Below are 23,484 nucleotides of genomic sequence, written 5' to 3' on the forward strand. Positions count from 1 at the left end.
GCGGTTGTGCACGTGAGAGAGGACGAAGTGAGCAATCCCCCCTGGTCGCAGGAGTTACTGGAGAAGAGCGACCTGATCACTCCCATGGCCATCAGAGTGGCCGCCACCCTCGGACTCTCGGACCACATGGCCGCCGGAGCGACCACGGTCGAGACGCTGGCCCACGAGGCGGACGTGGACGCGGCCTCGCTGGGCCGGCTCCTCGGTCACCTGGTGAACGCCGGGATCTACCGCCCGCTCCCCGACGGCGGCTACGAACCGACCGAGCTCGGTGCCCTGCTGCGCGACGACGTCCCGGAGTCGGGCCGTGACTGGCTCCGCCTGGACGGCCCGACCGGCCGGGGCGAGGCTGCGGTGTTCCGGCTGCTCGACGCCGTGCGCTCCGGCGCCCCCGTCTACTCCGCGCTGTACGGGCAGGAGTTCTGGACGGACGTCGAGTCGGACAGCGCCCTGGCAACGTCCTTCGCCCGGCGCATGGCGGCGAGCATGCGCTGGGTCGTCCCCGAGCTGCTGGCCCGGGGCGACTGGCAGGCCGTACGGCATGTCGTCGACGTGGGCGGCGGGAGCGGCGACCTGCTCGCGGCCGTGGTCGGCGCCACCCCGGGCGCGCGGGGGACGCTGCTCGACCTGGAGGGGCCCGCGGCGGCCGCCGAGCGGGACTTCGCGGCCGCCGGCCTTCAGGAGCGCTGCCGAGCGGTGGTCGGCAGCTTCTTCGATCCGCTGCCCGCCGGCGGCGACGTGTATCTGCTGTCCAACGTCCTGCTCAACTGGCCCGACGACCGGGCGGCCGAGATCCTTCGGCGCTGCGCCGAGGCGGTCCGACCGGGCGGGCGGGTCATGGTCCTCGAAGGCCTGCTCGACGTCCAGACCGACCAGACCGATCTGGACCTGCGGATGCTCGTCTATCTGGGTGGGCGGATGCGCACCACCGAGCAGCTGCGCGAGCTGGCGGCCAAGGCCGGGCTCGACCTGCGCCGGGCGGTCGGCCTGGGACCGGTGCGCTCGCTCGTCGAGCTCACACCGGCCTGATCCGACTGGACCCCGTATCCGAACCCCCGTGTACCTGAACCCCCGTAACGCACGCGATACACAGAGGAGTACGTCCATGCGCATCGTCCGACACCACGAGTTCGGCGCCCCTTCGGTTCTGGTGCTGGAAGAGGCCGACACCCCCGTCCCCGGTCCTGGCCAGGTGCTCATCCGCACCGAGGCGGTCGGGGTCAACTTCGCCGAGTGCCAGCGCCGTCAGGGCATCCCGGTCGGCGGTCCCGCCACGCTCCCCGGCTCGCCGGGCGGCGATGTGGCGGGCGTCGTCGAGGCGCTCGGCGAGGGTGTCGACCAGGTGAAGGTCGGTGACCGGGTGGTCACCGGTGTCGCCGCCGACGGGTACGCCGAGTACGTCATCACCCAGGCCGACTGGCTGTTCGCCGTTCCCGAGGGGATCGACGCCGGTCAGGCCACCTCGCTGCCGATCCCCGGCCAGACCGCCTACCACGTGATCGTCACGGCGGCGAAGCTCCAGCCCGGTGAGTCGGTACTGATCACCGCCGCCGCGGGCGGTATCGGCCATCTGCTGGTCCAGATGGCGAAGGCGCTCGGCGCGGGGCAGATCATCGCCGCGGCCCGCGGCGCGGAGAAGCTGGACTTCGCCGCCTCGCTCGGCGCGGACGTCACCGTCGACTACGGCGAGGACGGCTGGGACGAGAAGGTGCGCGCCGCGACCGGGGGCCGGGGCGTGGACGTCGCCCTGGAGACCGTCGGCGGGGACATCCTCACCAAGTCCGTGAAGGTCACCGCCCCGTTCGGGCGCACGGTGGTGTACGGCGCGGCGGGCGGCGAGCTGCCGGCCATCGAGGTCACCGACATCTTCGACAACCGCATCGTCATGGGCTTCAGCATGTGGGGCGTGATGGGCGAGAAGCCGGACGCCATGGCCAAGGGCGCCCGGGAGCTGCTGGACATGGTGACCTCCGGCAAGGTCCGTCCCCTGGTCCACGCGGAGCTGCCGCTGAAGGACGCCGCGGCGGCGCACGAGCTGATGGAGTCGCGCTCCCAGCTCGGCCGCGTGGTGCTCGTCCCCTGACCCTTTTCCAGTCAATGCGTCGGATCATCGATGTGCAGATAGACAGACGCGTGCACAACAACATATAGTTGCTGTCAGTCAACCACTCATGTAACCCGGGTCCCTGGGCGGAGCCGCGCGACGACCATCCGCGGCTCGACAACACTTCCTAGTTGGGAGAACACCATGCGAATCGTCCGCCACTACGAGCACGGCGCCCCCTCGGTGCTGCGTGTCGAAGAGGCGGAGAAGCCGCAGCCCGGACCGGGCGAAGTGCTGATCCGCTCCGAGGCCGTCGGTGTCACGTTCGCCGAGGTCCAGCGCCGCCAGGGCATCCCGATCGGCGGTCACGCCACGCTGCCCGGCGCCCCCGGCGGCGATGTCGCCGGCGTCGTGGAGGCGCTCGGCGAGGGCGTCACCACCCTGAGCGTCGGAGACCGTGTCGTCGTCGACGTCGACCACAGCGCCTACGCCGACTATGTGACCGCCGACGCCGCCTGGGCCATCACCATCCCGGACACCATGGACGCCGCCGAGGCGACCCTGCTGCCCAGCCCGGCCCAGACGGCGTACCACGCCATCAAGGAGGCCGGTCAGCTCAGGCCCGGCGAGTCGATCCTCATCGACGCCGCCTCCGGGGGCGTCGGCCACCTCGCCGTGCAGATCGCCAAGGCGATGGGCGCCGGCAAGGTGATCGCCACCGCCAGTACGCAGGCCAAGCTGGACTTCGTCCGGGACCTCGGTGCCGACGTCACCGTCAACTACACCGACGACGACTGGGACGAGCAGGTCCGGGCCGCGACCGACGGCCAGGGCGTGGACGTCGTCCTGGAGACCGTCGGCGGCGACATCCTCACCAAGAGCGTCGCCCTCACCGCCCAGTTCGGCCGGCTGGTCTTCTACGGCTCGGCCAGCGGCGACATCCAGCCCATCCACCCGCTGATGCTCAGCCGGATGAAGACCGTGGCCGGATTCGCCCTGTACGCCATGCTCTACAACAAGCCCGAGGCCATCGCCGCGGGACAGCGCGACCTGCTCGACATGATCGCCACCGGCAAGGTGCGCCCGATCGTCCACGAGCGGCTCGGCCTCGACGAGGCCGTCAAGGCGCACGAACTGATGGAGGCCCGGGCCCAGCTCGGCAAGATCGTCCTCGTCCCCTGACGGGACCGGCGTCCCGCCGCCTCCGACCGACGTGACCGGTCGCGATCATCCCCCGCTCGGGGCCGGCCACCCGCCGTACGGCACGAGAGGCACTCGTGCCGTACGGCGCACTCCACCACAGACCACAGCGATCCCCCGACGGATCCCACCGCAGACGACGCCGGCCAGGGCCGGCGGGACGGGGATGGCACCCACTCCAGCCCGAAAGGCGAATCACCGTGCCCTCCCGCACCACGGGGACCGACAGCCCGCTCACCGCTGTCTCCCCGCCCCAGACCCGGATCCGACCGGTCATCACCGCCTGCCTGCTGGCCGTCTTCCTGGCCATGCTGGACTCGCAGATCGTGGCCACCGCGCTGCCCCGCATCGTCGGGGACCTCGGCGGTCTCGACGTGTTCGCCTGGGTGACGACCGCGTACATCATCGCCGCCAGCGTCACCACGCCCGTCTACGGCAAGCTCGGTGACCTCTTCGGCCGCAAGAAGATCTTCCTGATCGCCGTCGCGGTGTTCCTCGTCGGCTCCACGCTGAGCGGCGCCGCCCAGTCCATGGACCAGCTCATCCTGTTCCGCACCGTGCAGGGGATCGGCGCCGGCGGCCTCTTCGTCTCGGTGCTCGCCATCATCGGTGAACTGTTCAACCCGCGCGAGGCCGCCAAGTACTTCAACCTCTTCGGCATCGTCTTCGCCCTCGCGGCGCTCGCCGGGCCCGCCGTCGGCGGTGCTCTCACCGACCTGCTGAGCTGGCACTGGGTCTTCCTGATCAACCTGCCCGTGGGCATCGTGATCCTGGTGCTGGTCTCCACTTGTCTGCACTTGCCCCGCGTCGACCGCCCCGCCCACATCGACTACACCGGCTTCGTCCTGCTCAGCGCCGCGATCGTCGCGCTCACCCTGGCCGCGAGCTGGGGCGGAGTGAAGTACGAGTGGCTGGACTGGCGGATCCTCGGGCTCGCCGCAGGAGCGGTGCTGCTCGCCGTGGGGTTCGTCGCCGCCGAGCGCCGGGCAGCCGAACCCGTCATCCCGCTGCACCTGTTCCGCGACTCCACCTTCAGCGTCAGCGTGCTGGTGAGCGTCGCGGCGGGCATCGTCTTCCTCGGCTCGGTCAACTTCCTGGCGATCTACATTCAGGTGGTGACCGGCGCCAGCCCGACCATGTCCGGTGTGGTGCTGCTGCCCATGATGTTCGGCCTGGTCGCCTCCTCCGTCGTCAGCGGCGCGGCGATCACCAAGACGGGGCGCTACAAGTGGTACCCCGTGCTCAGCATGGCCATCGGCATCGTGGGGGCCCTGCTGCTGGCCACCATGGACACCGGGACCTCCCGTGCCGTGCTCATCGCCTACATGCTGGTCTTCGGCGTCGCCGCCGGACTGAACATGCAGGTCCTCACCATGGCCGCGCAGAACACCGCGCCCCGCGACGACATCGGCGCGGTCCACGCCACCGTGTCCTTCGCCCGGCAGTTGGGCACCACCGTGGGCATCTCCCTGTTCGCCTCGATCTTCTACAACCGGCTCACCGAGGAGATCGCCGACCGGACGCCCGCGGACGCGCTGCGCGGCATCGACCCCGACGCGCTGTCCTCGACCGAGACACTGGACCGGCTCACCGAGCCGGTGCGCAACGCCGTGGAGCAGTCGTACGCCGCCGCGCTCACCCCCGTGTTCCTCACCGCCGTGCCGGTCCTCCTGCTGGGCCTGCTGGCCGCCATGACGATGAAGAACCTCCCGCTGCGCGGTGAGGACCACCAGGGGCACGGGGCGGCCGCCGAGGAGAACTGACCTTGTTCACCTGCCGCCTGCGAGCCGCCCTCCCGCACGGGAGGGCGGCTTTCGTACGTCCGCCATCAGGCCTTCAGCGCCCTTCGAGCCCGAATCGACGGCTCGCCGACATCGTCGGCACTGCATAGCCGTAGGACAGGCAGAGGCAGACCAGGAGGCTCGTGTGACGACGACCGAAGACCCCAAGGCGGCCCCGGCGGTCGACCCCGGACCGCTGATCCGGCTGACCATCGCCGACTGCGCCGCCAAGGTGCTGCACAGCGCCGTGACCCTCGGCGTGTTCGGCGCACTCGCCGACAGCCCCGCCGACGCGGCCGAGCTCGCCGCGCGGACCGGGACCCACCACCGGATGGTGCCGGACTTCCTGGACGCGCTCGTCGGTCTCGGCCTGCTGGAGCGCGAGGAGGGCCGCTACCGCAACTCCCCGCTGGCGCAGGCGTATCTGGTGCCGGACTCCTCCTCCTACCTCGGCGGCTTCGTCGAGCTCACCAACGAGACCCTGTACGGCACGTGGGGCCGGCTCACCGAGGCGCTGCGTTCCGGCAAGCCGCAACACCTCGACCCGGACAAGGGCGGCTTCGTCGGGGACCGGCACAAGGACCCCGCCAAGATGAAGCGGTTCCTGGCCGGACTCGACGCGTACAGCGACCGGATGGGCGCAGAACTCGCCCGACGCCTCGACTGGGGCCGCCACTCCTCGTTCGTCGACCTCGGCGGCGCGCGCGGCAACCTCGCGGCCGTACTGGTGCGGGCGCACCCGCACCTGGAGGCGACCTGCTTCGACCTGGAGCGGACGCGGCCGCTGTTCACCGAGCACATCGGCGGCCTGGGCCTGACCGACCGGGTCGCCTTCGCCGGCGGCGACTTCTTCACCGACCCGATCCCGCAGGCCGACGTCGTCGTCCTCGGACACATCCTGCACGGCTTCGACACCGCTCGGCGGCGCGAGCTGCTCGGCCGGGTCTTCGAGGCGGTGCGGCCCGGCGGCACAGTCCTCGTCTACGACCGGATGATCGACGACGACCGCAGCGACCCGGAGCGGCTGCTCAGCAGCCTGCACATGCGGCTGGTCAGCCCCGACGGCTCCGAATACCGGGTCGCGGACTGCCAGGCCTGGCTGCGCGGGGCCGGCTTCGGCGACGGCGACGCGCAACCCCTGCTCGGCACCCACACCCTGGTCACCGCCCACAAGGAGGCAGCATGAAGCCGCACCGGACCCCGGTTCTCATCGTCGGGGGCGGACTGACCGGACTGTCCGCGGCCGTCTTCCTCGCCCACCACGGCGTGTCCGCCACCCTGGTGGAGCGCCACCCCGACACCTCCACCCACCCCAAGGCCCGCGCCATCAACCCGCGGACGATGGAGCTGTACCGCGCGGTCGGCATGGAGGAGCGGGTGCGGGCCGGGCGTTCCCCCATCTCCGGCAACACCGACCTGGTGCACGTCGAGAGCCTCGCCGGCGCGGAACGCGTGCGGATGCCCAACGCCTCCCCGGAGGACATCGGCCGGATCAGCCCCACCCAGTGGACGCTGATCGACCAGAACCAGCTGGAGCCGATCCTGCGGGAGCGGGCCGTCGAGGCCGGCGCGGACGTCCGCTTCTCCACGCGGGTCGACGCGATCGAGGAGTACGACGAGGACGGGGCCGGGGTGCTGGTCCGCACCACCGACCTGGCCACCGGCGCGAGTTCGGAGATCCACGCCCAGTACGTGATCGCGGCGGACGGCAGCCGCAGCCCGTTGCGCGAGATGCTGGGCATCGGGGCGCACGGCCGGGGCACCCTCACCAACCTCGTCAGCTTCTTCTTCGAGGCCGACCTGACCGAGGCGCTGCGCGGCCGCCGGATCATCGCGGCGTACGTCAACAACCCCGAGGTGCGCGGCACGATCATCCCCATCGACAACGACCGCCGCTGGGTCATCAACGTCTCCTTCTTCCCCGAACAGGGCCAGCGCGCCGAGGACTTCACCGAGGAGCGCTGCACCGCCCTGGTGCGGGCCGCGGTCGGGGTGCCCGACCTGCCGTTGAAGATCGAGTCGGTGGACATGCCCGCCTGGGACATCTCCGCGCGCGTGGCGGACACCTTCGCGACCCGCAGGGTGTTCGTCGCCGGCGACGCCGCCCATGTGATGCCGCCCACCGGGGCGTTCGGTGCCAGCACCGGCATCCAGGACGCGTACAACCTGGCCTGGAAGCTGGCCCTGGTGCTGTCCGGCACGGCCGGCCCCAAACTGCTGGAGAGCTACGACGCCGAGCGGCGGCCGGTGGCCGAGGAAACCGTCCGGCAGGCGATGCTGCGGTTCGCGGTCCGGGAGGGCAGGCAGTACCAGGAGGTCGCCGCGGAGCTGTTGGACGAGACGACCATGACGTTCGGGTACTGCTACCGCTCCGGGGCCTTCGACGCGGAGGAGGGGGCGCCGGATGCGATCGTGGAAGACCCCGCGCACCCCTCGGCGCGGCCCGGGGCGCGGGCACCGCACCTTCAGCTCGACGGGCCCGACGGAGCGGTGTCCGTCATCGACCTGTACGGCGACGGGTTCACGCTGCTCGTCGACGAGATGGCGGGGCGGTGGACCGAGGCGGTGGAGGGGGAAGCCGCGCGGCTGGGTGTCGGGCTGAAGGTCGTGCGGATCGGACGGGGGACGCGGTTGTGGGACCAGGACGGGTCCTTCCGGCGGCGGTACGGGCTGCTGGCCGGGGGCGCGGTTCTGGTGCGGCCTGACGGGTTCGTGGGGTGGCGTACCACTGCTGGACGCAGTGGGCCCGTTGATCAGGCGGCGATCGCCGCGCTGCGGGGGATTCTGGACCGGCTCTAGGCGCCGGAGGCGCGCTTCGCGCGCATCGGACGGCCGCGGTGCTCCGAGGAGAGGCACCGCGGCCGCTTCATGGGCGTTGCGGGGAGCTGCGCGAGCAGCCGCGCGATGCCGCCGACGACGGGCGGCATCGCGCGGCACCGAGCCGAGTGCTTACGCAAGGTCCCGCTGCAGCACCGTGTCGAGTACCGCCGTCAGCGATCCGGTGGGGTCGCCCACGGCGCCGGTGGCGCGCCACGCGATGAAGCCGTCCGGGCGGAGCAGGACCGCGCCGGTGTCTTCGACGCCGTAGCGGGTGAGGAACCGCTCGGCGGTTTCCGGGGACTCCTCCGTGCCCACCCGGTGGAAGGCGAGGCCCAGCGCCTGCGCGGACTCCTGCCAGGCCGCGCCGTTCGGGCCGGTGAGGAGCCAGAAGCCGCCGTCGAGGAGGTCATGGAGGGGGATCTCCTTGCCCTGGCGGACCAGGAGGAGGTGGGGAGCGCGGGTGCCGGGGCGACCGGTGGGGGCCGTCGGGTCCTCGACCACGGCGGTGTCATCGTCGCCCGCCTCGCTGAGGACGGCGTCCGATCGGTACACGTGGCCGAACAGCACCGTGGTCTCGGGACGGTGCCGGGCCGCCGCCGCCTCGTCGAGGCCGCTGCGCTGGAGGTAACGGATGACGCCCTGGTCGACGGTGAACTCGGCGACCGGCGCCCGCTCCTGCTCGTAGGTGTCCAGCAGACCGGGGCCCGCTTCCCCGCGCAGCACCCGCGCGAGCTTCCAGGCCAGGTTGTGCGCGTCCTGGATGCCCATGTTGCCGCCGAACCCTCCGGTGGGCGGCATGACGTGCGCGCAGTCACCGGCGAGCAGCACCCGCCCCGAGCGGAAGCGGTCCGCCACCCAGGCGGCGATCTCCCAGCTCGTCGCGGACTCCACCGCGACCGGCAGATCGGGCACCCCCACGGCGGCCCGCACCAGCTCCACGCAGTCCGCGGTGCCGTAGACGCGGTGGTCGGCCCCGGGCGGCAGGCTCGGCGCGAGCACCCAGCGGTCGGAGTCCGCGCCGCCGAGCTTGCCGAGCACACCCTTGACGGTCGGGTTGCTGACGAAGCAGAGGAAGAAGGTGCGTCCCGCCACGTACGGGTCGAGGTCGGCGTGGAAGACGATGTTCATCTGCCGGCCGAACACACCCTGTCCGTGATGGCCGATGCCGAGTGAGGTGCGGATCGGTGCCCGTGAGCCGTCGGCCGCGACCAGGTACCGCGCCCGCACCGTCCGCTCGGAGCCGTCGCCCAGGTCGCGCACGACGGCCGTGACGCCCTCCGCGTCCTGGGTGAATCCCGTCATCTCGGTGGCGAAGCGGATGTCCGCGCCGAGCTCCTCGGCTCCCTCCCGCAGCACCGGTTCGAGGCGGTCCTGCCCGATCAGGGTCCAGCCGGTGGTGCCCACGTCGTTCGGGTCGTGGCGGAACGGCCCGTCGAACCGCCCGAGTTCGGCCCCGGTGAGGGACTCGGCCTGGAGGATGTCGCCGTACTGGGCGTGCGGGTTCTCCCGCGCCCGTACCGCGTCCTCCAGGCCGAGCGTGCGCAGCAGCTCCATGGTCCGCGGGCTCGCGGCCTGCGCCCGGGGGTGCGCCGAGATCTCCGCGTGCCGCTCCACCAGCAGCGGTCGGATGCCCTGCCGGGCGAGGAACAGGGCCTGGGCGAGGCCCACCATGCTGCCGCCCACGATGAGTACTTCGGTCGTCTCGTCCGCCATACCGGCTCCTCGAAGGGTGTGGGAATGCGTTCGGTTTCGGCGGGCCGATGCAACACCCGGGGCCTCGAACCGGGCTCGCGGCGCGGGCGAACGGAACCAGTGCGGAGCGGCGCGCTCCCAGGCGGATTCGAGTGCCGTCCGAGGGGCGGCTGACAGGTTCGAGCCGTACCAGGCCCGAGATGCGGCGCGAGGCTCGAAGGAGGGCGGAAGCGGTGGTGGAGGCTTTGAGTGTGCTGGTGCTGACGGGCACCGGCCTGGTGGCGGGGGTGCTCTTCGCGGTGGCGGTGAGCGTGATGCCCGCGCTGATCGCGATGACCCCGGAGCGGTACGTGTCCACGCACATCCTGCTCGGCAGGCGCTACGACCGGATTATGCCGTTCATCGTCACCGGCTCCACCGCCGTGGACGTGGGGCTCGCGGTACGGGCGTCGGGCGGCCCCCGGGTGCTGTTCGCGGCCGCCGCCCTCTGCATGGCGGGGGTGGCCGTGGTGTCGCAGACCCGGAACGTGCCGATCAACCGGACGGTCAAGCGGACCCGGCCCGAGGACCTGGGACCCGGCTGGCGGGACCCCCGCCCGGCCTGGCGCGACTGGCATCTGGTGCGCACGTGCCTCGCGATCGCCGGCTGCGCGCTGACGGCCGCTGCGGTGGTGCTGTCGTGAACCCCGTCGTCGTACGCGATCTGCCGGAGGGGGCGGAGCGGGCGGCGGCCGACGCCCGGATGCGGGAGCTGCTGTCCCGCCCCGAGCCCGGTCCGGTGGCCGAGCGGCTCGCGCTGCTGCACTTCACGGGACGGCGCAGCGGGCGGGCGTACACGGTTCCCGCCGGAGTGCACACCCTCGGCGGCGCGCTGGTGGTGGCGACCGGCAGCGGCTGGCGGCACAACTTCGCGGGCGGCACGGCGGGCGAGCTGACCTGGCGTGGGCAGCGGCGGCCGGTGGGGTTCGCGCTGGTCGACGACGCGGAGCGCACCGCGCGCGGCTATCTGGAGCTGTACCGCCGCTACGGGGAGGCGGCCCCGCGCCGGCTGGGGATCGCGGTGCGCGGCGAAGGGGCGCCCGGGCTCGCCGAGTTCCGGGAGGCCGTCGCCCGGCACGGGCTCTCCCTGGTGGAGGTCACCCACGTCACCGATGTCCCGGCCGAGAACAGCGCACCCACATCAGACGCAGAGAACGAGAGGACACCACGATGAGCGGAATCGCCGGCTGGGTGGACTTCGAGCGGGACCTGACACCGGAGGCGCCCACCGTCCGGGCGATGGCGGCAGCGCTCGCCCATCGCGGCCCCGACGGCTTCGGTGAGTGGATCGAGGGGCATGCCGCGCTGGCACACCGGCGGCTCGCCCTGCTCGACCCCGAGCACGCGGCGCAGCCGGCCCTCGTGGAGTCGGAGGCCGGGAGCCCGGTGGCCGTGCTGACCCTGGACGGGGCTGTCACCAACCACGTGGAGCTGCGCCGTGAGCTGGCCGCCAGGGGGCACCGGTTCACCGGAGGCGGCGACGCGGAGGTGGCGCTGCACGCCTATCTGGAGTGGGGCGCCGCCTTCCCGGATCGGCTGGAGGGCCTCTTCGCCCTGGCCGTGTGGGACGTACGGCGGCAGGAACTGCTCCTGGTCCGCGACCGGTTGGGGGTGAAGCCGCTGTGCTACTTCCTGACTCCGTCCGGGGTGGTCTTCGGCTCCGAGCCCAAGGCGCTGCTGGCGCACCCGGCGGTACGGCCGGTGGTCGACGCCGACGGGCTGCGGGAGCTGTTCGCGCACAGCCGCAAGCCGGGCACCGGGGTGTTCCGAGGCACGCGCGAAGTGCTGCCCGGCCACACGATGACCGTGCGGGCGCCGGGCACCGGCCACCGGCGCTACTGGTCGCTGCCCGCCCGCCCGCACACCGACAGCCTGGGGACCACCGTCGCCACCGTGCGCCGGCTGCTGTCGGAGGCGGTGGCCACGCATCTGCGTGCGGACGTGCCGGTCGGCGCGATGCTCTCCGGAGGGATCGACTCCAGCGCGCTGACCGCGCTCGCGGCCCGTCAGCGGCGGGCCGAGGGGGGAGGGCTCCGGTCGTTCTCGGTGAACTTCTCCGGCTACGCGGAGAACTTCGAGCCGCACCCGACCATGCGCGCCACCCCCGACGCCCCCTACGCGGCCCTCGCGGCCGAGCACATCGGGACCGAGCACACCGAGATCCTGCTGGACACGGCGGCGCTCGCCGACCCGCGGACGCACGCCGCCGCCCTGCACAGCCAGGACGCGCCCTCCCCGCTCGGCGACATGGACGTCTCGCTGCTGCTGTTCTTCGAGGCGCTGCGTGGCGCCGGGATCAGGGCCGTGCTCTCCGGGGAGACCGCCGACGAGGTGTTCAACGGCTACTTCTGGGCGTACGACCCGGCCCACAGCAACTCCACGACCTTCCCGTGGGTCTCCTTCGAGCGCGGGCACGACGCCGCCGCGGGCGGCCTCGGCTGCTCGCTGGTGGACCGTACGCTCCGCAAGGAGCTGGACTTCATGGAGTACGCCGACCAGCACTACCGCGACGCGCTCACCGAGGTCCCGCAGGTGGCCGGGGAGGGCCCCGCCGAGCGCCGGGCGCGCGAAGTCACGTATCTGGCGCTGACCCGGTGGGCCCCGACCCATCTGGACCGTGCCGACCGGATGAGCATGGCGCACGGGGTGCAGTTGCGCCCGCCGTTCTGCGACCGTGCACTGGTGGAGTACGTGTACAACGTGCCGGCCGAGCTGAAGCGGGTGAACGGCCAGGAGAAGAGCCTGCTGCGGGCCGCCGTCGCCGATCTGCTGCCGGAGCGGGTGCTCAACCGGCCCAAGAGCGCCTACCCGACCGTCCAGGAGGCGGCGTACGGCGAGTTCGTGCGCCACCGCTTCGGGGACGTGGCCGCGGACCGGGCGGCGCCGGTCGCCCCGCTGCTCGACGCCGAGGCGACCCGGGTGGCGCTGGGCGCGGCGGCGGCCCCCAGCGGGGCCTTCGCGTGGGTGGAGCGGGCCAGCATGGAGATGGTCCTCCAGCTGAACACCTGGCTGGCGGAGTACCGGGTCGAGCTGAGCCTGTGAGGGTGCCGGACGCCACACCCCCCGAAGAAATGTGCACCTTGTCATCCATGTGCGCCAAGCAATAGGATGCGGTGAGATGGGGACCGGAAATGCGACATTCGGCCGGAGTGGAATTCAGGATTCCATCGCCGGGTGGTCGCAGGGTTTTTGCTGAATTCAACTTCTTTTTCGGTGAAACCGTTTTCCTGAGTAAAGGGAAAGCAATTTCTTGAGCCATCGGTGCGGGAGGTGTTTCGCCCGGGATCGAGTGGCGTAGGAAGGTGAACAGCCGATGGCCGCCACCCCACGAAGGCGGCGCACCCAGGGGGAATGCAGTGATAGAGATCGGTCTGCTGGGCTCGATGCGAATACGCAGGAACGGGGAGGACGTCACACCGTCGGCCCCCAAGCTGCGGCAGGTGCTTGCTTTGCTGGTGCTCAATGCAAACTCGCTGGTCAGCGTGGACCAGCTGTGCGAAGAGCTGTGGGAGGACCACCCACCGCTCAGCGCGCTGACCACCTTGCAAACCTACATTTATCAACTGCGCCGCAGGCTGCTGCTGGCCACCGGCCAGAACGGCGCGCCTTTCGGATCCCGTCCACCGCACGGCTGCCCCGCAATCCTGACCAGAGTGGGTGGGTACGAACTGCGACTGGACGACAAGCAGTCGGTGGACGCCTACCGGTTCGACCAGCTCACCGAGCAGGGCATGGCGCACCTCCGTACCGGTGCGGGGAAGGAGGAGGCGGCCCACACCCTCAAGGCGGCCCTTTCCCTGTGGCACGGCGGAGCACTGGTCGACGTCACGACCGGACGCCGGCTTTCGGCCTGGTCGACCCAACTGGAGGAACGCCGTAAGAGCGTCCAGGAGCAACGTTTCTCCTTGGAGCTCGAACTCGGCCGTCACCACGCCGTGCTGGACGAGCTGTCCGAGGCTTTCCGCGCCCACCCGACCCACGAGGCGTTCGCCGGACAGCTGATGCGGGCCCTGCACCGCTGCGGCCGCCGCCCGGACGCCCTCAACACCTTCCGCACGCTGCGCAGCCACCTCGTCGAAGAGCTCGGACTGGAACCCTCCGCGCAACTCCAGCGGCTCCACCAGGAGGTGCTCGCCGACCGCGGCCACCTCCGCGGAGCGGCTCCGGCCAAGACCGAGACCGCGCCCGGCGGGCGCCGGCTCGGGCCAGGCCCGGCCCAGCTCCCCGCGGACGTCGGTGACTTCGTCGGACGGGAACGGGAACTCGACCAGCTGGAGACCTTCCTCGGCGCGGACCGGCCCAGCACCGGCATGCGGGTGGTGGAGGTGCACGGCCCGCCCGGTGTCGGCAAGAGCGCCTTCGCCGTGCGTGCCGCGCACCGGCTGCGCCCGCGCTTCCCCGACGGGCAGCTCTTCATCGACCTGTCCGCCGTCGGCGAGGGCTCCCAGCAGCTCGCCGACGTGCTGTCGGCCTGTCTCACCGCCTGCGGCATACAGCGCGAGAAGCAGCCCGCCGGGCTCGACGAGCTCAGCAGGCTCTTCCGCACCTGGACCGCCGACCGCAGGGTGCTGGTCGTGATCGACGACGCGCTCACCGCCTCCCAGATCCGCGCCGTCCTGCCGGGTGGTTCCGGCTGCGCGGTGATCGCCACCAACCGCTACCGCGCGCACAGCCTCTCCACCGGCCGCAAGATCGTGCTGCCCGCCCTGTCCCCCGAGGAGTCACTCAAGCTCTACGACCGGGTCGCCGGGGAGCGTTCCCGTCGGGATGACCCAGCGGCGGTGCAGGAGCTGATGGGGCTGTGCGAGGGACTGCCGCTGGCTATCAGGGCGGTGGCCGGCCGGCTCACCGCACGGCCCGGCTGGTCGGCAGCACGGCTGGCGCTGCGGTTGCGCGGCAACCACCGGATGCTGCTCGAACTCCCGGCCGGGACGCAGTCGTTGATCACCACCGTGGCCGCCAGTCACCGGCATCTGCCCGCCCGCTCCCGGGAGTTGTTGCACCTGCTGCTCCAGCGGGAGCGCCCCCGCTGGCGCCTCGAGGAGGTGGTGGCACGGCTGCGTCCCGGCATCGGCGACGCCGAGACCCTGCTCGAATACCTCGTCGATGTCCACCTCGTCCAGGAGCACCTGACACCGGACGCCGAGCTCCTGTACTCCGTTCCCCGGCTCACCCGGCAGGCCCTGATCCTGCTGATGCGGGGCGCGTCCGCGGGTGACGTACCGAATGCCCGGACGGCCGGGGCCGGCGGTGCCGGCGTCACCCTGGTGAAGGCCGACATCCGCCGGTAGCACGACCTCCACGACGGCCCGCCGCACCCCAGGTGCGGCGGGCCGTCGTGCTGCGTCTCGCCCGCCGCACCGGGGCCGCCAGCGGTTCTCCAGGCGCCTTCGAGAGCGCCTCGACCCCTGCCGACCAGGGTGAACACAGAACCGACAAGCCGGGAGGGCATCGTGCACCGAACGCTGATCGTGGCGAGGATGGACCTCGCCGACGCCGAGGGCGTCGCGCAGGTCTTCGCCGATTCGGACAGCACCGAACTGCCGCATCTGGTGGGGGTGTCGAGGCGGACGCTGTTCGCGTTCCACAACCTGTACTTCCATCTGGTGGAGGCCGACCAGGACATCGCGCCGAACCTGTACAAGGCGCGCAGCCACCCGCTCTACGAGGAGATCAACACCCGGCTCGGCCAGTTCATCTCGCCCTACGACCCCGACTGGCGCGAGCCCAAGGACGCCATGGCCGTCCCCTTCTACTCCTGGACGCCCCAGCAGGGCCCGCAGATCAGCGCCCCGCGCTCGGCGAACCTGGGCGGTGCCCGATGAGCGCCCCCGCCACCACCAGGGTCTCCGTGAACGAGGTCGCCGCCAACACCAAGCGCGGTGGCGACATCCGCGTCACCCTCAGCCCCAAGACCGTGGGCTGCACCTCGGGCTTCGGCGGAGTGCTGCGGCTGGCCCCCGGCCACCACGTCACCGAGCATTTCCACCCGTACTCCGAGGAGTTCCTGCACGTCGTCCAGGGCCGGCTGGAGATGACGCTGGACGGCGGCACCCCGGTCGCACTCGGCCCCGGCGACTCGCTGCTGGTGCCCATCGGGGTGCGCCACCGCCTGGTGAACACCGGGTCCGTGCCGGCCGAGGCGGTCTTCCACCTCTCGCCGCTCGCGCCGCGCCCCGAACTGGGACACGTCGACACCGAACAGCCGCTCGACGCGTCCGCGGGCAACCCCGATGTGGGAGCGGCCCGATGACGGCCCGGCACCGACGCGCGGTGATCACCGGGGTGGGCGCCGTCGCACCCGGCGGGATCGGGCGGGACGCCTACTGGGACCTGCTCACCGCCGGCCGCACCGCCACCCGCCGCATCAGCCTGTTCGACCCGGCAGGGTTCCGCTCCCAGGTCGCCGCCGAGTGCGACTTCGACCCGCTCGCCGCCGGACTCACCCCGCAGGAGGCCCGCCGGATGGACCGGGCCGGCCAGTTCGTGGTCGTCGCCGCTCGCGAGGCCGTCGCGGACAGCGGCGTCGAACTGCCCGGCGCCGACCCGGAACGGGTCGCCGTGAGCATCGGCAGCGCCGTCGGCTGCACCACGGGCCTGGAGGAGGAGTACGCGGTCCTGTCCGACGGCGGCCGCGACTGGCTGGTCGACCACAGGTACGGCGTTCCCCACCTGTACGGCTACATGGTGCCCAGCACCCTCGCCGTCGAGGTGGCCCGGCAGGCCGGCGCCGAGGGGCCGGTCGCGCTGATCTCCACCGGCTGCACCTCGGGTCTGGACGCCATCGGACACGGCGTCCAGCTGATCGAGGAGGGCACGGCCGACATCGTGCTCGCCGGTGCCACCGACGCCCCGCTGTCGCCGATCACCTCCGCCTGCTTCGACGCCATCAAGGCCACCACCGCCAACAACGACGACCCCGCCCACGCCTCCCGGCCCTTCGACGGACGGCGCGACGGCTTCGTCCTCGGCGAGGGCTCCGCCGTCATGGTGATCGAGGAGCTGGAGTCGGCCAGGCGCCGCGGTGCCACCGTGTACGCCGAGATCCTCGGCTTCGCCGGCCGCAGCAACGCCTTCCACATGACCGGACTCAAGCCGGACGGCCGGGAGATGGCCGAGGCCGTCCGGGTCGCCCTGGACCGGGCGAGGCTCGACCCCGGCGACATCGACTACATCAACGCGCACGGCTCGGGCACCAAGCAGAACGACCGGCACGAGACCGCCGCGTTCAAGCGCAGTCTCGGACAGCGGGCCCACGAGGTGCCGGTCAGCTCCATCAAGTCGATGATCGGGCACTCCCTCGGCGCCATCGGCTCCCTGGAGATCGCCGCCTGCGCCCTGGCCCTGCGCCACCAGGTCGTCCCGCCGACGGCCAACCTGTCCACGCCCGACCCCGAGTGCGACCTCGACTACGTGCCGGTGACGGCCCGCGAGCACCGCATGGACCGGGTGCTCAGCGTGGGCAGTGGCTTCGGCGGCTTCCAGACGGCGATGGTCCTGGGCCGGCCCGCCGCCGCGCACGGGGAGGCGGCATGAGCGCCTCCGGCATACTCCCCGGCCGCCGCGGCCGGTCCGTCGTGACCGGGCTCGGCGTGGTCGCCCCCACCGGGATCGGCGCCGCCCGGCACTGGGAGTCGGTGCTCGCGGGCAAGAGCGGCCTCGGCCGGATCACCCGCTTCGACCCGACCGGCTACCCCGTCCAAGTGGCGGGTGAGGTCCCCGGATTCCGCGCCGGTGAACAGGTGCCGGGTCGGCTCGTCCCGCAGACCGACCGCTTCACCCACTTCGCGCTGGCAGCCGCCGAGGACGCCCTCGCGGACGCCGCTGCCGACCCGGCGACCCTGCCGGAGTACGAGATGGCGGTGGTGACCGCCAGTTCCTCGGGTGGCACCGAGTTCGGACAGCACGAGATGGAGAACCTCTACCAGAAGGGTTCCTCCTGGGTCGGCGCCTACCAGTCCATCGCCTGGTTCTACGCGGCCACCACCGGCCAGGTCTCCATCCGGCACGGCATGCGCGGCCCCTGCGGGGTCATCTGCGGCGAGCAGGCCGGCGGCCTCGACGTCCTCGGCCAGTCCCGGCGGCTGCTGGACACCGGCTCCCGGCTCGTGCTCAGCGGCGGCACCGACGCCTCGCTGTGCCCGTACGGCCTGGTGGCGCAGTTGTCCACCGGTCGGCTGTCCACCGAGGACGATCCCGCCCGCGCCTACCTGCCCTTCGACGCGGCCGCCTCCGGCTTCGTCCCGGGCGAGGGCGGCGCCATGCTCGTCGTCGAGGACGCCGAGGCGGCACGCGCCCGCGGGGTCCCGGCGTACGGCGAACTCCTGGGCTACGCGGCGGGTTTCGACCCCACGGCGGACGGCGCCACCGCGCGCTGCTCCGTGCTGGTGTCCGTCGTCCGGCGGGCCCTCGCCGACGCCGGGCTCGCCCCGGGCGACATCGACGTGGTCTTCGCCGACGCCTCCGGCACACCCGCCGAGGACCTCGCCGAGGCCCGCGCCATCACCGAGGTCTTCGGTCCCGGCGCGGTACCGGTGACCGCGCCGAAGACCCTCACCGGGCGCCTCTACGCGGGCGGCGCCGCGCTGGACGTGGCGACCGCGCTGCTCGCCCTGAGCGCCGGTGTCGTCCCGCACACCGCGGGGCTCGGCCGGCCGGCCCCCGGCTGCGAGATCGACCTCGTCCTCGACCGCCCCCGCCAGACCGACCCGCGCACCGCCCTGGTCGTGGCCCGTGGCCACGGCGGCTTCACCTCAGCACTGGTCCTCGGCGCCGGCGACCGCGACGCCCTCAAGAAGTGACCGGCCCACCACCACCGACGTACGAAAGGCGGCACCCCATGGCGGAGTTCACCCTCGACGACCTCCGGCGGATCCTGCGCGCGAGCGCCGGAGTCGACGAGCAGACCGACCTGGACGGCGAGCATTTCGCCGACATGGCGTTCGCCGACCTCGGCTACGACTCCCTGGCCCTGCTGGAACTCGTCAACCGCATCGAGCGCGAGTACGGCATCCAGATCCCCGACGGCGACCTGGCGCACACCAACACCCCGCGCGAGGCCCTCTCCTATGTCCACGCCCGGCTCACGGAGGCCCGCGTCTGATGGCAGGACACACCGACAACGCGATCGTCGTCGAGGCACCGATGGACCTGGTGTGGACGATGACCAACGACGTGGCCGCCTGGCCGCGGCTGTTCAACGAGTACGCCTCCGCAGAGATCCTCGGCCAGGACGGCGACACCGTCACCTTCCGCCTCGCCCTGCACCCGGACGAGAACGGCACGGTCTGGAGCTGGGTCTCCGAGCGCACCCCCGACCCGGCCACCCGCACCGTCGTGGCCCGCCGGGTCGAGACCGGTCCCTTCGCGTACATGAACATCCGCTGGGAGTACGAGGAGGTGCCCGGCGGCGTACGGATGCGCTGGATCCAGGACTTCGCGATGAAGCCCGACGCCCCGATCGACGACGCCGGGATGACCGCCCGGCTCAACCGCAACACCGCCGTCCAGATGCGGCTGATCAAGGCCAAGGTGGAGACCGCGGCCCGGGCCGGCCGGCAACTCAAGGGCAAACGCGTCCTGGTGACCGGCGGCAGCCGCGGCATCGGGCGGGGCATCGTGCTCGCCGCGGCCCGGGCCGGGGCCGACGTCGTCACCTGCTACCGCACTCCCGGCGAAGCCGTCGCCACCCTGGAGGAGGAACTCGCCGGCACCCCGGGCAAGCACCAGGTGCTGCGGGCCGACGCCGCCGACGAGACGGACGTGGACCGGCTGGCCGCCGCCTGCGAGGCGAGCCTCGGCGGACTGGACGCCGTCGTCAACAACGCCGGCACGTTCCGCCCCCAGCCGTACGCCGACCTCGGACCCGCCGAGTGGGCCGCCACCCTCCAGGGCAACCTCACCGCCACCCACCTGGTCACCCGGCGCACCCTGCCGCTGCTCTCCGCCGGCTCCTCGGTGATCAACATCGGCTCCACGGTCGCCTTCATCGGCATGGCCGGCGGCGTCCACTACACCGCCGTCAAGTCCGCGCTGGTCGGCATGACCCGCTCGCTGGCCCGGGAACTCGGGCCGAGCGGCATCCGCGTCAACACCGTCTCCCCGGGCCGTATCGCCACCGAGGCGCTCGACGAACTGCCCGCCGAGGAGGCCGAGCGGCAGCGCGCCACCTTCGCCTCCTTCACAGCGCTCGGCCGGCTCGGCACCGTCGAGGACATCGCCCAGGCCGTGCTGTTCCTCATCAGCGACCACGCCGGCTACGTCACCGGCCAGAACATCCACGTCGACGGCTGCGTGTGAGCCGCGGCCCAGCCATGGAGGGAAACCCAGTGGAACTCGCACTGCACGGCAGGAAACTGCTCGTCACCGGCGGCACCCGGGGCATCGGCCGGGGCATCGTCCTCGCCGCGGCCCGGGCCGGCGCCGACGTCCTCACCTGCTACCGGCAGGAGAGCGAGGCCGTCGACAGCCTGACCGCCGCGCTGAAGGAGACCGCCGGCGACCACCTGATCCGCGCGGACGTCGGCGACACAGCCGAGGTCGACCGCCTCGTCGGCGAGGCCAAGGACCGCTTCGGGCGGCTCGACGGCGTCGTCAACAACGCGGGTGTCATCAGCCACATCCCGTTCGCGGACCTGCCCGCCGACGAGTGGGGGCGCATCCTCGACACCAACCTCACGGCCGCCTACCGGGTCATCCAGCAGGCGCTGCCGCTGCTCGGCGCCGGCTCCTCGGTGGTCAACATCGGCTCGCGCGGCGCCGCCGCGGGCATACCGCTGCGCGCCCACTACACCGCCGCCAAGGCCGCCATGATCGGGCTGACCCGCTCCCTCGCCAAGGAACTCGGCCCGCAGGGGATCCGGGTCAACGTGGTCGCCCCCGGCGTCATCGAGACCGAGGCCTTCGCCACCATGCCCGCCGACCGTGCCGACGGACTGCGGGCCACCTACTCCCGCAAGACCGCGCTCGCCCGCCTCGGCACCGTCGAGGAACTCGCGGGCCCGGTGCTGTTCCTGCTCTCCGACGCCTCCGCCTACATCACCGGCGAGACCCTCAACGTCGACGGGGGGATCTGACATGCCCGAGCGCTCCGAGAAGGTCTTCCGGGTCATGCTGCGGATGCAGATCAAGCCCGGCATGGAGACCGAGTTCGAGAAGGTGTGGCTGGAGGTCGGCGACTCGGTCACCACCCACCCCGCCAACCTCGGCCAGTGGCTGTCCCGCGGCGCCGAGGAGGACGGCGTCTACTACATCGTCAGCGACTGGGTGAACGAGCCGCTGTTCCGCGAGTTCGAGACCAGCGACCGGCATCTGCAGCACCGCCAGAAACTGCACCCGTACCGCAGCGGTGGCTCCATGACGACCATGCACGTCGTCGCCGCCCTGCCCGGCGCAGCCGGCGGCACGTCGTGACCTCCGCAGCGGCCCACAGCGCGATCGAGGTGGTGCTCTACCACCTGAGCGACGACCCGGACCGGGTGCTGCCCGCCTACCACGAGGCCAGCCGCCGGATGGCGGGCACCGCCGGCCTGCTCGGCAACAAGCTGCTGCACGCCCTCGGCGACCCGCGCTCCTATGTCGTGGTCAGCCGCTGGTCGGACTGGGAGGCGTTCACCGCCTGGGAAAGCGGCCCCGCCCACAAGGACCAGACCGCCCCGCTGCGGCCGCTGCGCGACACCGGCCGGGACCGGCCCTTCGAGATCTACCGGGAGCTGGCCAGCTACGCGGGGGACCGGGCCGCCGCCCCCTCCGCCGACGTCACCGAAGGAGTCTGACAATGGCCCGCACGGACGCCCGGCAGGCTGCCCCGCAGACCGCCCCGCCGACCGACCTGTTCACCCCCGCCTTCCACCAGAACCCGCACGAGGCGCTGGCCGGCCTGCGGCGAACCGCGCCCGCCGTGCCGGTGGCGACACCGAACGGCCTGCGCACCTGGCTGGTCACCGGCTACGAGCACGCCAGGGCGCTGCTCGCCGACCCCCGGTTGAGCAAGGACATGCGGGTCGGCCGGGACCTCATCCCGCGCAACTTCGCCGACCCCGACAAACAGCGCGCGTTCCTCGCGGAGTCGGGGGAGCGCAGCCAGTTCCCGCACGTCCTCAGCGTGCACATGCTGGACAGCGACCCGCCGGACCACACCCGGCTGCGCCGGCTCGTCGGCCGGGCCTTCACCGCGCGCCGGGTGGAGTCCCTGCGGCCGCGCATCACCGAGCTCACCGACGAACTACTGGACGCCATGGCCCGGCACGAGCGGCTGGACCTCATGGAGGCGCTGGCCTTCCCGGTGCCCTTCACGGTCATCTGCTGGCTGCTCGGCGTGCCCCCGGACGACCGGGCCGCTTTCCGCCGCTGGTCCAACCTGCTCGTCTCCGGCGCGGGCACCGACGAGGTGCGCGAGGCCAGCGCGTCGATGATCGCGTACCTGAAAGCGCTGATCGAGGCGAAGCGGGCCGAACCGGCCGACGACATGCTCACCGACCTCGTGCACGCCCAGGACGCCGGCGACCAGTTGTCGTCCGACGAGCTGATCTCCATGGCGTTCCTGCTGCTGGTGGCCGGCCACGAGACCACGGTCAACCTCATCGGCAACGGCACCCTGGCCTTGCTCACCCACCCCGAGGTGCGTCAGCAGCTCGCGGCGGACGAGTCGCTGTGGCCCGCGGCTGTCGAGGAGTTCCTGCGCTACGACGGTCCGGTCACCAACGCCACCTGGCGGTTCACCACCGAGCCCGTCGAGGTCGGCTCCGTGGTCATCCCCGAGGGCGAGTTCGTGACCATCTCGCTCGGCGCCGCCGGCCGGGACCCGGCCCGCTACCCCGACCCGGACCGCCTGGACATCACCCGCGCCCACACCGCCTCGGTCGCCTTCGGCCACGGCATCCACCACTGCCTGGGCGCCCCGCTCGCCCGGCTGGAGGGGCAGATCGTCCTCAGCCGCCTCCTCGCGCGCTTCCCCGGGCTGCGGCTCGCCGTGGACCCGGACGAACTGCGCTGGCGCAGCAGCCTGATGATGCGCGGCCTCGAAGAACTCCCGGTGTTCACGGCGTGACCGCCGACCCCGCCCCACCCCTACTGGAGGAGACACCCGTGGAACGTCAGGACACCGAACGCCCCGCCTGGGCCCCGCCGGAGGTCGACATCGACACCCCGAGCATCGCCCGGGTCTACGACCACTGGATCGGCGGCATCCACAACTTCCCGGTGGACCGGGAACTCGCCCGGAAGGTCGCGGCAGGCAACCCGGACCTGCCCGCCACCCTCAAGGCCAACCGCGCCTTCCTGCGCCGCGCCGTACGCGAGCTGTCCGCGCTCGGCATACGGCAGTTCCTCGACATCGGCTCCGGCATCCCGGCCGAGGGCAACGTGCACGACGTGGCCCTCGCCGCCCACCCGGACAGCAAGGTCGTCTACGTCGACATCGACCCGGTGGCCGTCGCGCACGGCCGGGCGCTGCTCGCCGACGAACCCAGGGCGGCCGTCTTCCAGGGCGACCTGTACAAGTCCCGGGAGATCCTGGACGCCGAGGACACCCTCCGCCTGATCGACTTCGACCGGCCGGTCGCGCTGATCCTCGCCGCCGTCCTGCACTTCGTCCCGGACGGCGACGATCCGCTCGCCCTGGTGCGCCAGTACACCGAGCGGCTGGCACCCGGCAGCGCCCTGGTGATCTCGCACGCCGGAGCGGAGGAGGTCCCGAGGGCGGCGCCGGCGGCGGCCGAGCAGTACCGGGGCGCGGTGAGCCAGGTGATCTGGCGCAGCAACCAGGATCTCGCCGCGCTGTTCGAGGGCTTCGAGCTGGTGGAACCCGGTGTGGTCCGTGCCCCGCTGTGGCGCCCCGAACCGGCCGAGACCCCCGACCCGAAGCTCGCCATGCTGGCCGGAGTGGCGCTCAAACCGGCCCGGTGACCT

At 72.2% G+C, this 23,484-nt stretch carries 22 protein-coding genes and 1 pseudogene; 22 read left to right on the forward strand and 1 reads right to left on the reverse strand.

The annotated features are described in order from the left end of the window. Window positions 1-27: 27 nt before the first annotated feature. The 6 genes from ACFPZJ_RS10135 (at window position 28) to ACFPZJ_RS10160 (ending at window position 7,824) form a co-directional block, all read left to right on the forward strand. Window positions 28-1,029, forward strand: a complete 1,002-nt coding sequence (locus ACFPZJ_RS10135) for a methyltransferase (RefSeq protein ID WP_381019714.1) — start codon at window positions 28-30, stop codon at window positions 1,027-1,029. 76 nt (window positions 1,030-1,105) lie between these two features. Next, complete coding sequence (locus ACFPZJ_RS10140) at window positions 1,106-2,083, forward strand: quinone oxidoreductase family protein (RefSeq protein ID WP_381019716.1); 978 nt, start codon at window positions 1,106-1,108, stop codon at window positions 2,081-2,083. A gap of 165 nt (window positions 2,084-2,248) precedes the next feature. After that, entirely contained in the window at window positions 2,249-3,226 is a 978-nt protein-coding gene (locus tag ACFPZJ_RS10145) for a quinone oxidoreductase family protein (protein ID WP_381019718.1), read from the forward strand. 218 nt (window positions 3,227-3,444) lie between these two features. Beyond that, on the forward strand, window positions 3,445-5,007 hold the full coding sequence (locus ACFPZJ_RS10150) for an MDR family MFS transporter (protein ID WP_381019720.1): 1,563 nt from the start codon (window positions 3,445-3,447) through the stop codon (window positions 5,005-5,007). 163 nt (window positions 5,008-5,170) lie between these two features. Then, window positions 5,171-6,211 (forward strand): methyltransferase, encoded by a 1,041-nt coding sequence (locus tag ACFPZJ_RS10155; RefSeq protein ID WP_381019722.1) that lies wholly within the window; start codon window positions 5,171-5,173, stop codon window positions 6,209-6,211. Next, window positions 6,121-7,824, forward strand: coding sequence for an FAD-dependent oxidoreductase (locus ACFPZJ_RS10160; protein ID WP_381020169.1), 1,704 nt, complete (start codon window positions 6,121-6,123; stop codon window positions 7,822-7,824). Before ACFPZJ_RS10155 ends, ACFPZJ_RS10160 begins: the two co-directional genes overlap by 91 nt. 150 nt (window positions 7,825-7,974) lie before the next feature. Here the strand turns inward: ACFPZJ_RS10160 and ACFPZJ_RS10165 are convergent, their stop codons facing one another. Then, window positions 7,975-9,558 (reverse strand): FAD-dependent monooxygenase, encoded by a 1,584-nt coding sequence (locus ACFPZJ_RS10165; RefSeq protein ID WP_381019724.1) that lies wholly within the window; start codon window positions 9,556-9,558, stop codon window positions 7,975-7,977. A gap of 212 nt (window positions 9,559-9,770) precedes the next feature. On the opposite strand from ACFPZJ_RS10165, the gene ACFPZJ_RS10170 reads away from it, so the two are divergent. The 16 genes and pseudogenes from ACFPZJ_RS10170 to ACFPZJ_RS10245 all read left to right on the forward strand — a co-directional run bounded on the left by ACFPZJ_RS10170 (window position 9,771) and on the right by ACFPZJ_RS10245 (window position 23,481). Then, window positions 9,771-10,220 (forward strand): anthrone oxygenase family protein, encoded by a 450-nt coding sequence (locus ACFPZJ_RS10170; protein WP_381019726.1) that lies wholly within the window; start codon window positions 9,771-9,773, stop codon window positions 10,218-10,220. Continuing rightward, window positions 10,217-10,750 carry a PNPOx family protein gene (locus ACFPZJ_RS10175; protein WP_381019728.1) on the forward strand — a complete coding sequence of 178 codons (534 nt, stop codon included), beginning with the start codon at window positions 10,217-10,219 and terminating at the stop codon, window positions 10,748-10,750. The genes ACFPZJ_RS10170 and ACFPZJ_RS10175 overlap by 4 nt, the downstream gene beginning before the upstream one ends. After that, the gene (asnB, locus tag ACFPZJ_RS10180; protein ID WP_381019729.1) at window positions 10,747-12,618 is read left to right on the forward strand and encodes an asparagine synthase (glutamine-hydrolyzing); all 1,872 of its coding nucleotides are present in this window, start codon (window positions 10,747-10,749) and stop codon (window positions 12,616-12,618) included. Before ACFPZJ_RS10175 ends, asnB begins: the two co-directional genes overlap by 4 nt. Before the next feature lie 314 nt (window positions 12,619-12,932). Further along, window positions 12,933-14,867 carry an AfsR/SARP family transcriptional regulator gene (locus tag ACFPZJ_RS10185; RefSeq protein WP_381019731.1) on the forward strand — a complete coding sequence of 645 codons (1,935 nt, stop codon included), beginning with the start codon at window positions 12,933-12,935 and terminating at the stop codon, window positions 14,865-14,867. Between the two features lie 162 nt (window positions 14,868-15,029). Then, a complete protein-coding gene (locus tag ACFPZJ_RS10190; RefSeq protein ID WP_381019733.1) occupies window positions 15,030-15,401 on the forward strand; it encodes a TcmI family type II polyketide cyclase in 372 nt (123 codons plus the stop codon). Then, the gene (locus ACFPZJ_RS10195) at window positions 15,398-15,829 is read left to right on the forward strand and encodes a cupin domain-containing protein (RefSeq protein WP_381019734.1); all 432 of its coding nucleotides are present in this window, start codon (window positions 15,398-15,400) and stop codon (window positions 15,827-15,829) included. Before ACFPZJ_RS10190 ends, ACFPZJ_RS10195 begins: the two co-directional genes overlap by 4 nt. Further along, complete coding sequence (locus ACFPZJ_RS10200) at window positions 15,826-17,112, forward strand: beta-ketoacyl-[acyl-carrier-protein] synthase family protein (RefSeq protein WP_381019736.1); 1,287 nt, start codon at window positions 15,826-15,828, stop codon at window positions 17,110-17,112. Before ACFPZJ_RS10195 ends, ACFPZJ_RS10200 begins: the two co-directional genes overlap by 4 nt. After that, entirely contained in the window at window positions 17,109-18,377 is a 1,269-nt protein-coding gene (locus tag ACFPZJ_RS10205) for a ketosynthase chain-length factor (RefSeq protein ID WP_381019738.1), read from the forward strand. The genes ACFPZJ_RS10200 and ACFPZJ_RS10205 overlap by 4 nt, the downstream gene beginning before the upstream one ends. 38 nt (window positions 18,378-18,415) lie before the next feature. Then, the gene (locus ACFPZJ_RS10210) at window positions 18,416-18,679 is read left to right on the forward strand and encodes an acyl carrier protein (RefSeq protein WP_381019740.1); all 264 of its coding nucleotides are present in this window, start codon (window positions 18,416-18,418) and stop codon (window positions 18,677-18,679) included. Continuing rightward, window positions 18,679-19,134, forward strand: a pseudogene (locus tag ACFPZJ_RS10215) (SRPBCC family protein); the annotation flags it as partial. The gene ACFPZJ_RS10210 and the pseudogene ACFPZJ_RS10215, both read left to right, overlap by 1 nt. A gap of 24 nt (window positions 19,135-19,158) precedes the next feature. Beyond that, entirely contained in the window at window positions 19,159-19,875 is a 717-nt protein-coding gene (locus ACFPZJ_RS10220) for an SDR family NAD(P)-dependent oxidoreductase (RefSeq protein ID WP_461096156.1), read from the forward strand. A 29-nt stretch (window positions 19,876-19,904) separates the two neighbouring features. Beyond that, complete coding sequence (locus ACFPZJ_RS10225) at window positions 19,905-20,651, forward strand: SDR family NAD(P)-dependent oxidoreductase (RefSeq protein WP_381019742.1); 747 nt, start codon at window positions 19,905-19,907, stop codon at window positions 20,649-20,651. Between the two features lies 1 nt (window position 20,652). Next, window positions 20,653-20,988, forward strand: coding sequence for an antibiotic biosynthesis monooxygenase family protein (locus ACFPZJ_RS10230; RefSeq protein ID WP_381019743.1), 336 nt, complete (start codon window positions 20,653-20,655; stop codon window positions 20,986-20,988). After that, window positions 20,985-21,350 (forward strand): antibiotic biosynthesis monooxygenase family protein, encoded by a 366-nt coding sequence (locus tag ACFPZJ_RS10235; RefSeq protein WP_381019745.1) that lies wholly within the window; start codon window positions 20,985-20,987, stop codon window positions 21,348-21,350. Before ACFPZJ_RS10230 ends, ACFPZJ_RS10235 begins: the two co-directional genes overlap by 4 nt. A 2-nt stretch (window positions 21,351-21,352) precedes the next feature. Beyond that, window positions 21,353-22,624, forward strand: coding sequence for a cytochrome P450 family protein (locus ACFPZJ_RS10240; protein WP_381019747.1), 1,272 nt, complete (start codon window positions 21,353-21,355; stop codon window positions 22,622-22,624). 38 nt (window positions 22,625-22,662) lie between these two features. Further along, on the forward strand, window positions 22,663-23,481 hold the full coding sequence (locus tag ACFPZJ_RS10245; protein ID WP_381019749.1) for an SAM-dependent methyltransferase: 819 nt from the start codon (window positions 22,663-22,665) through the stop codon (window positions 23,479-23,481). Window positions 23,482-23,484: the final 3 nt, after the last annotated feature.

The organism is Streptomyces bullii (assembly GCF_042657145.1).
GTDB classification, from domain to species: domain Bacteria; phylum Actinomycetota; class Actinomycetes; order Streptomycetales; family Streptomycetaceae; genus Streptomyces; species Streptomyces bullii.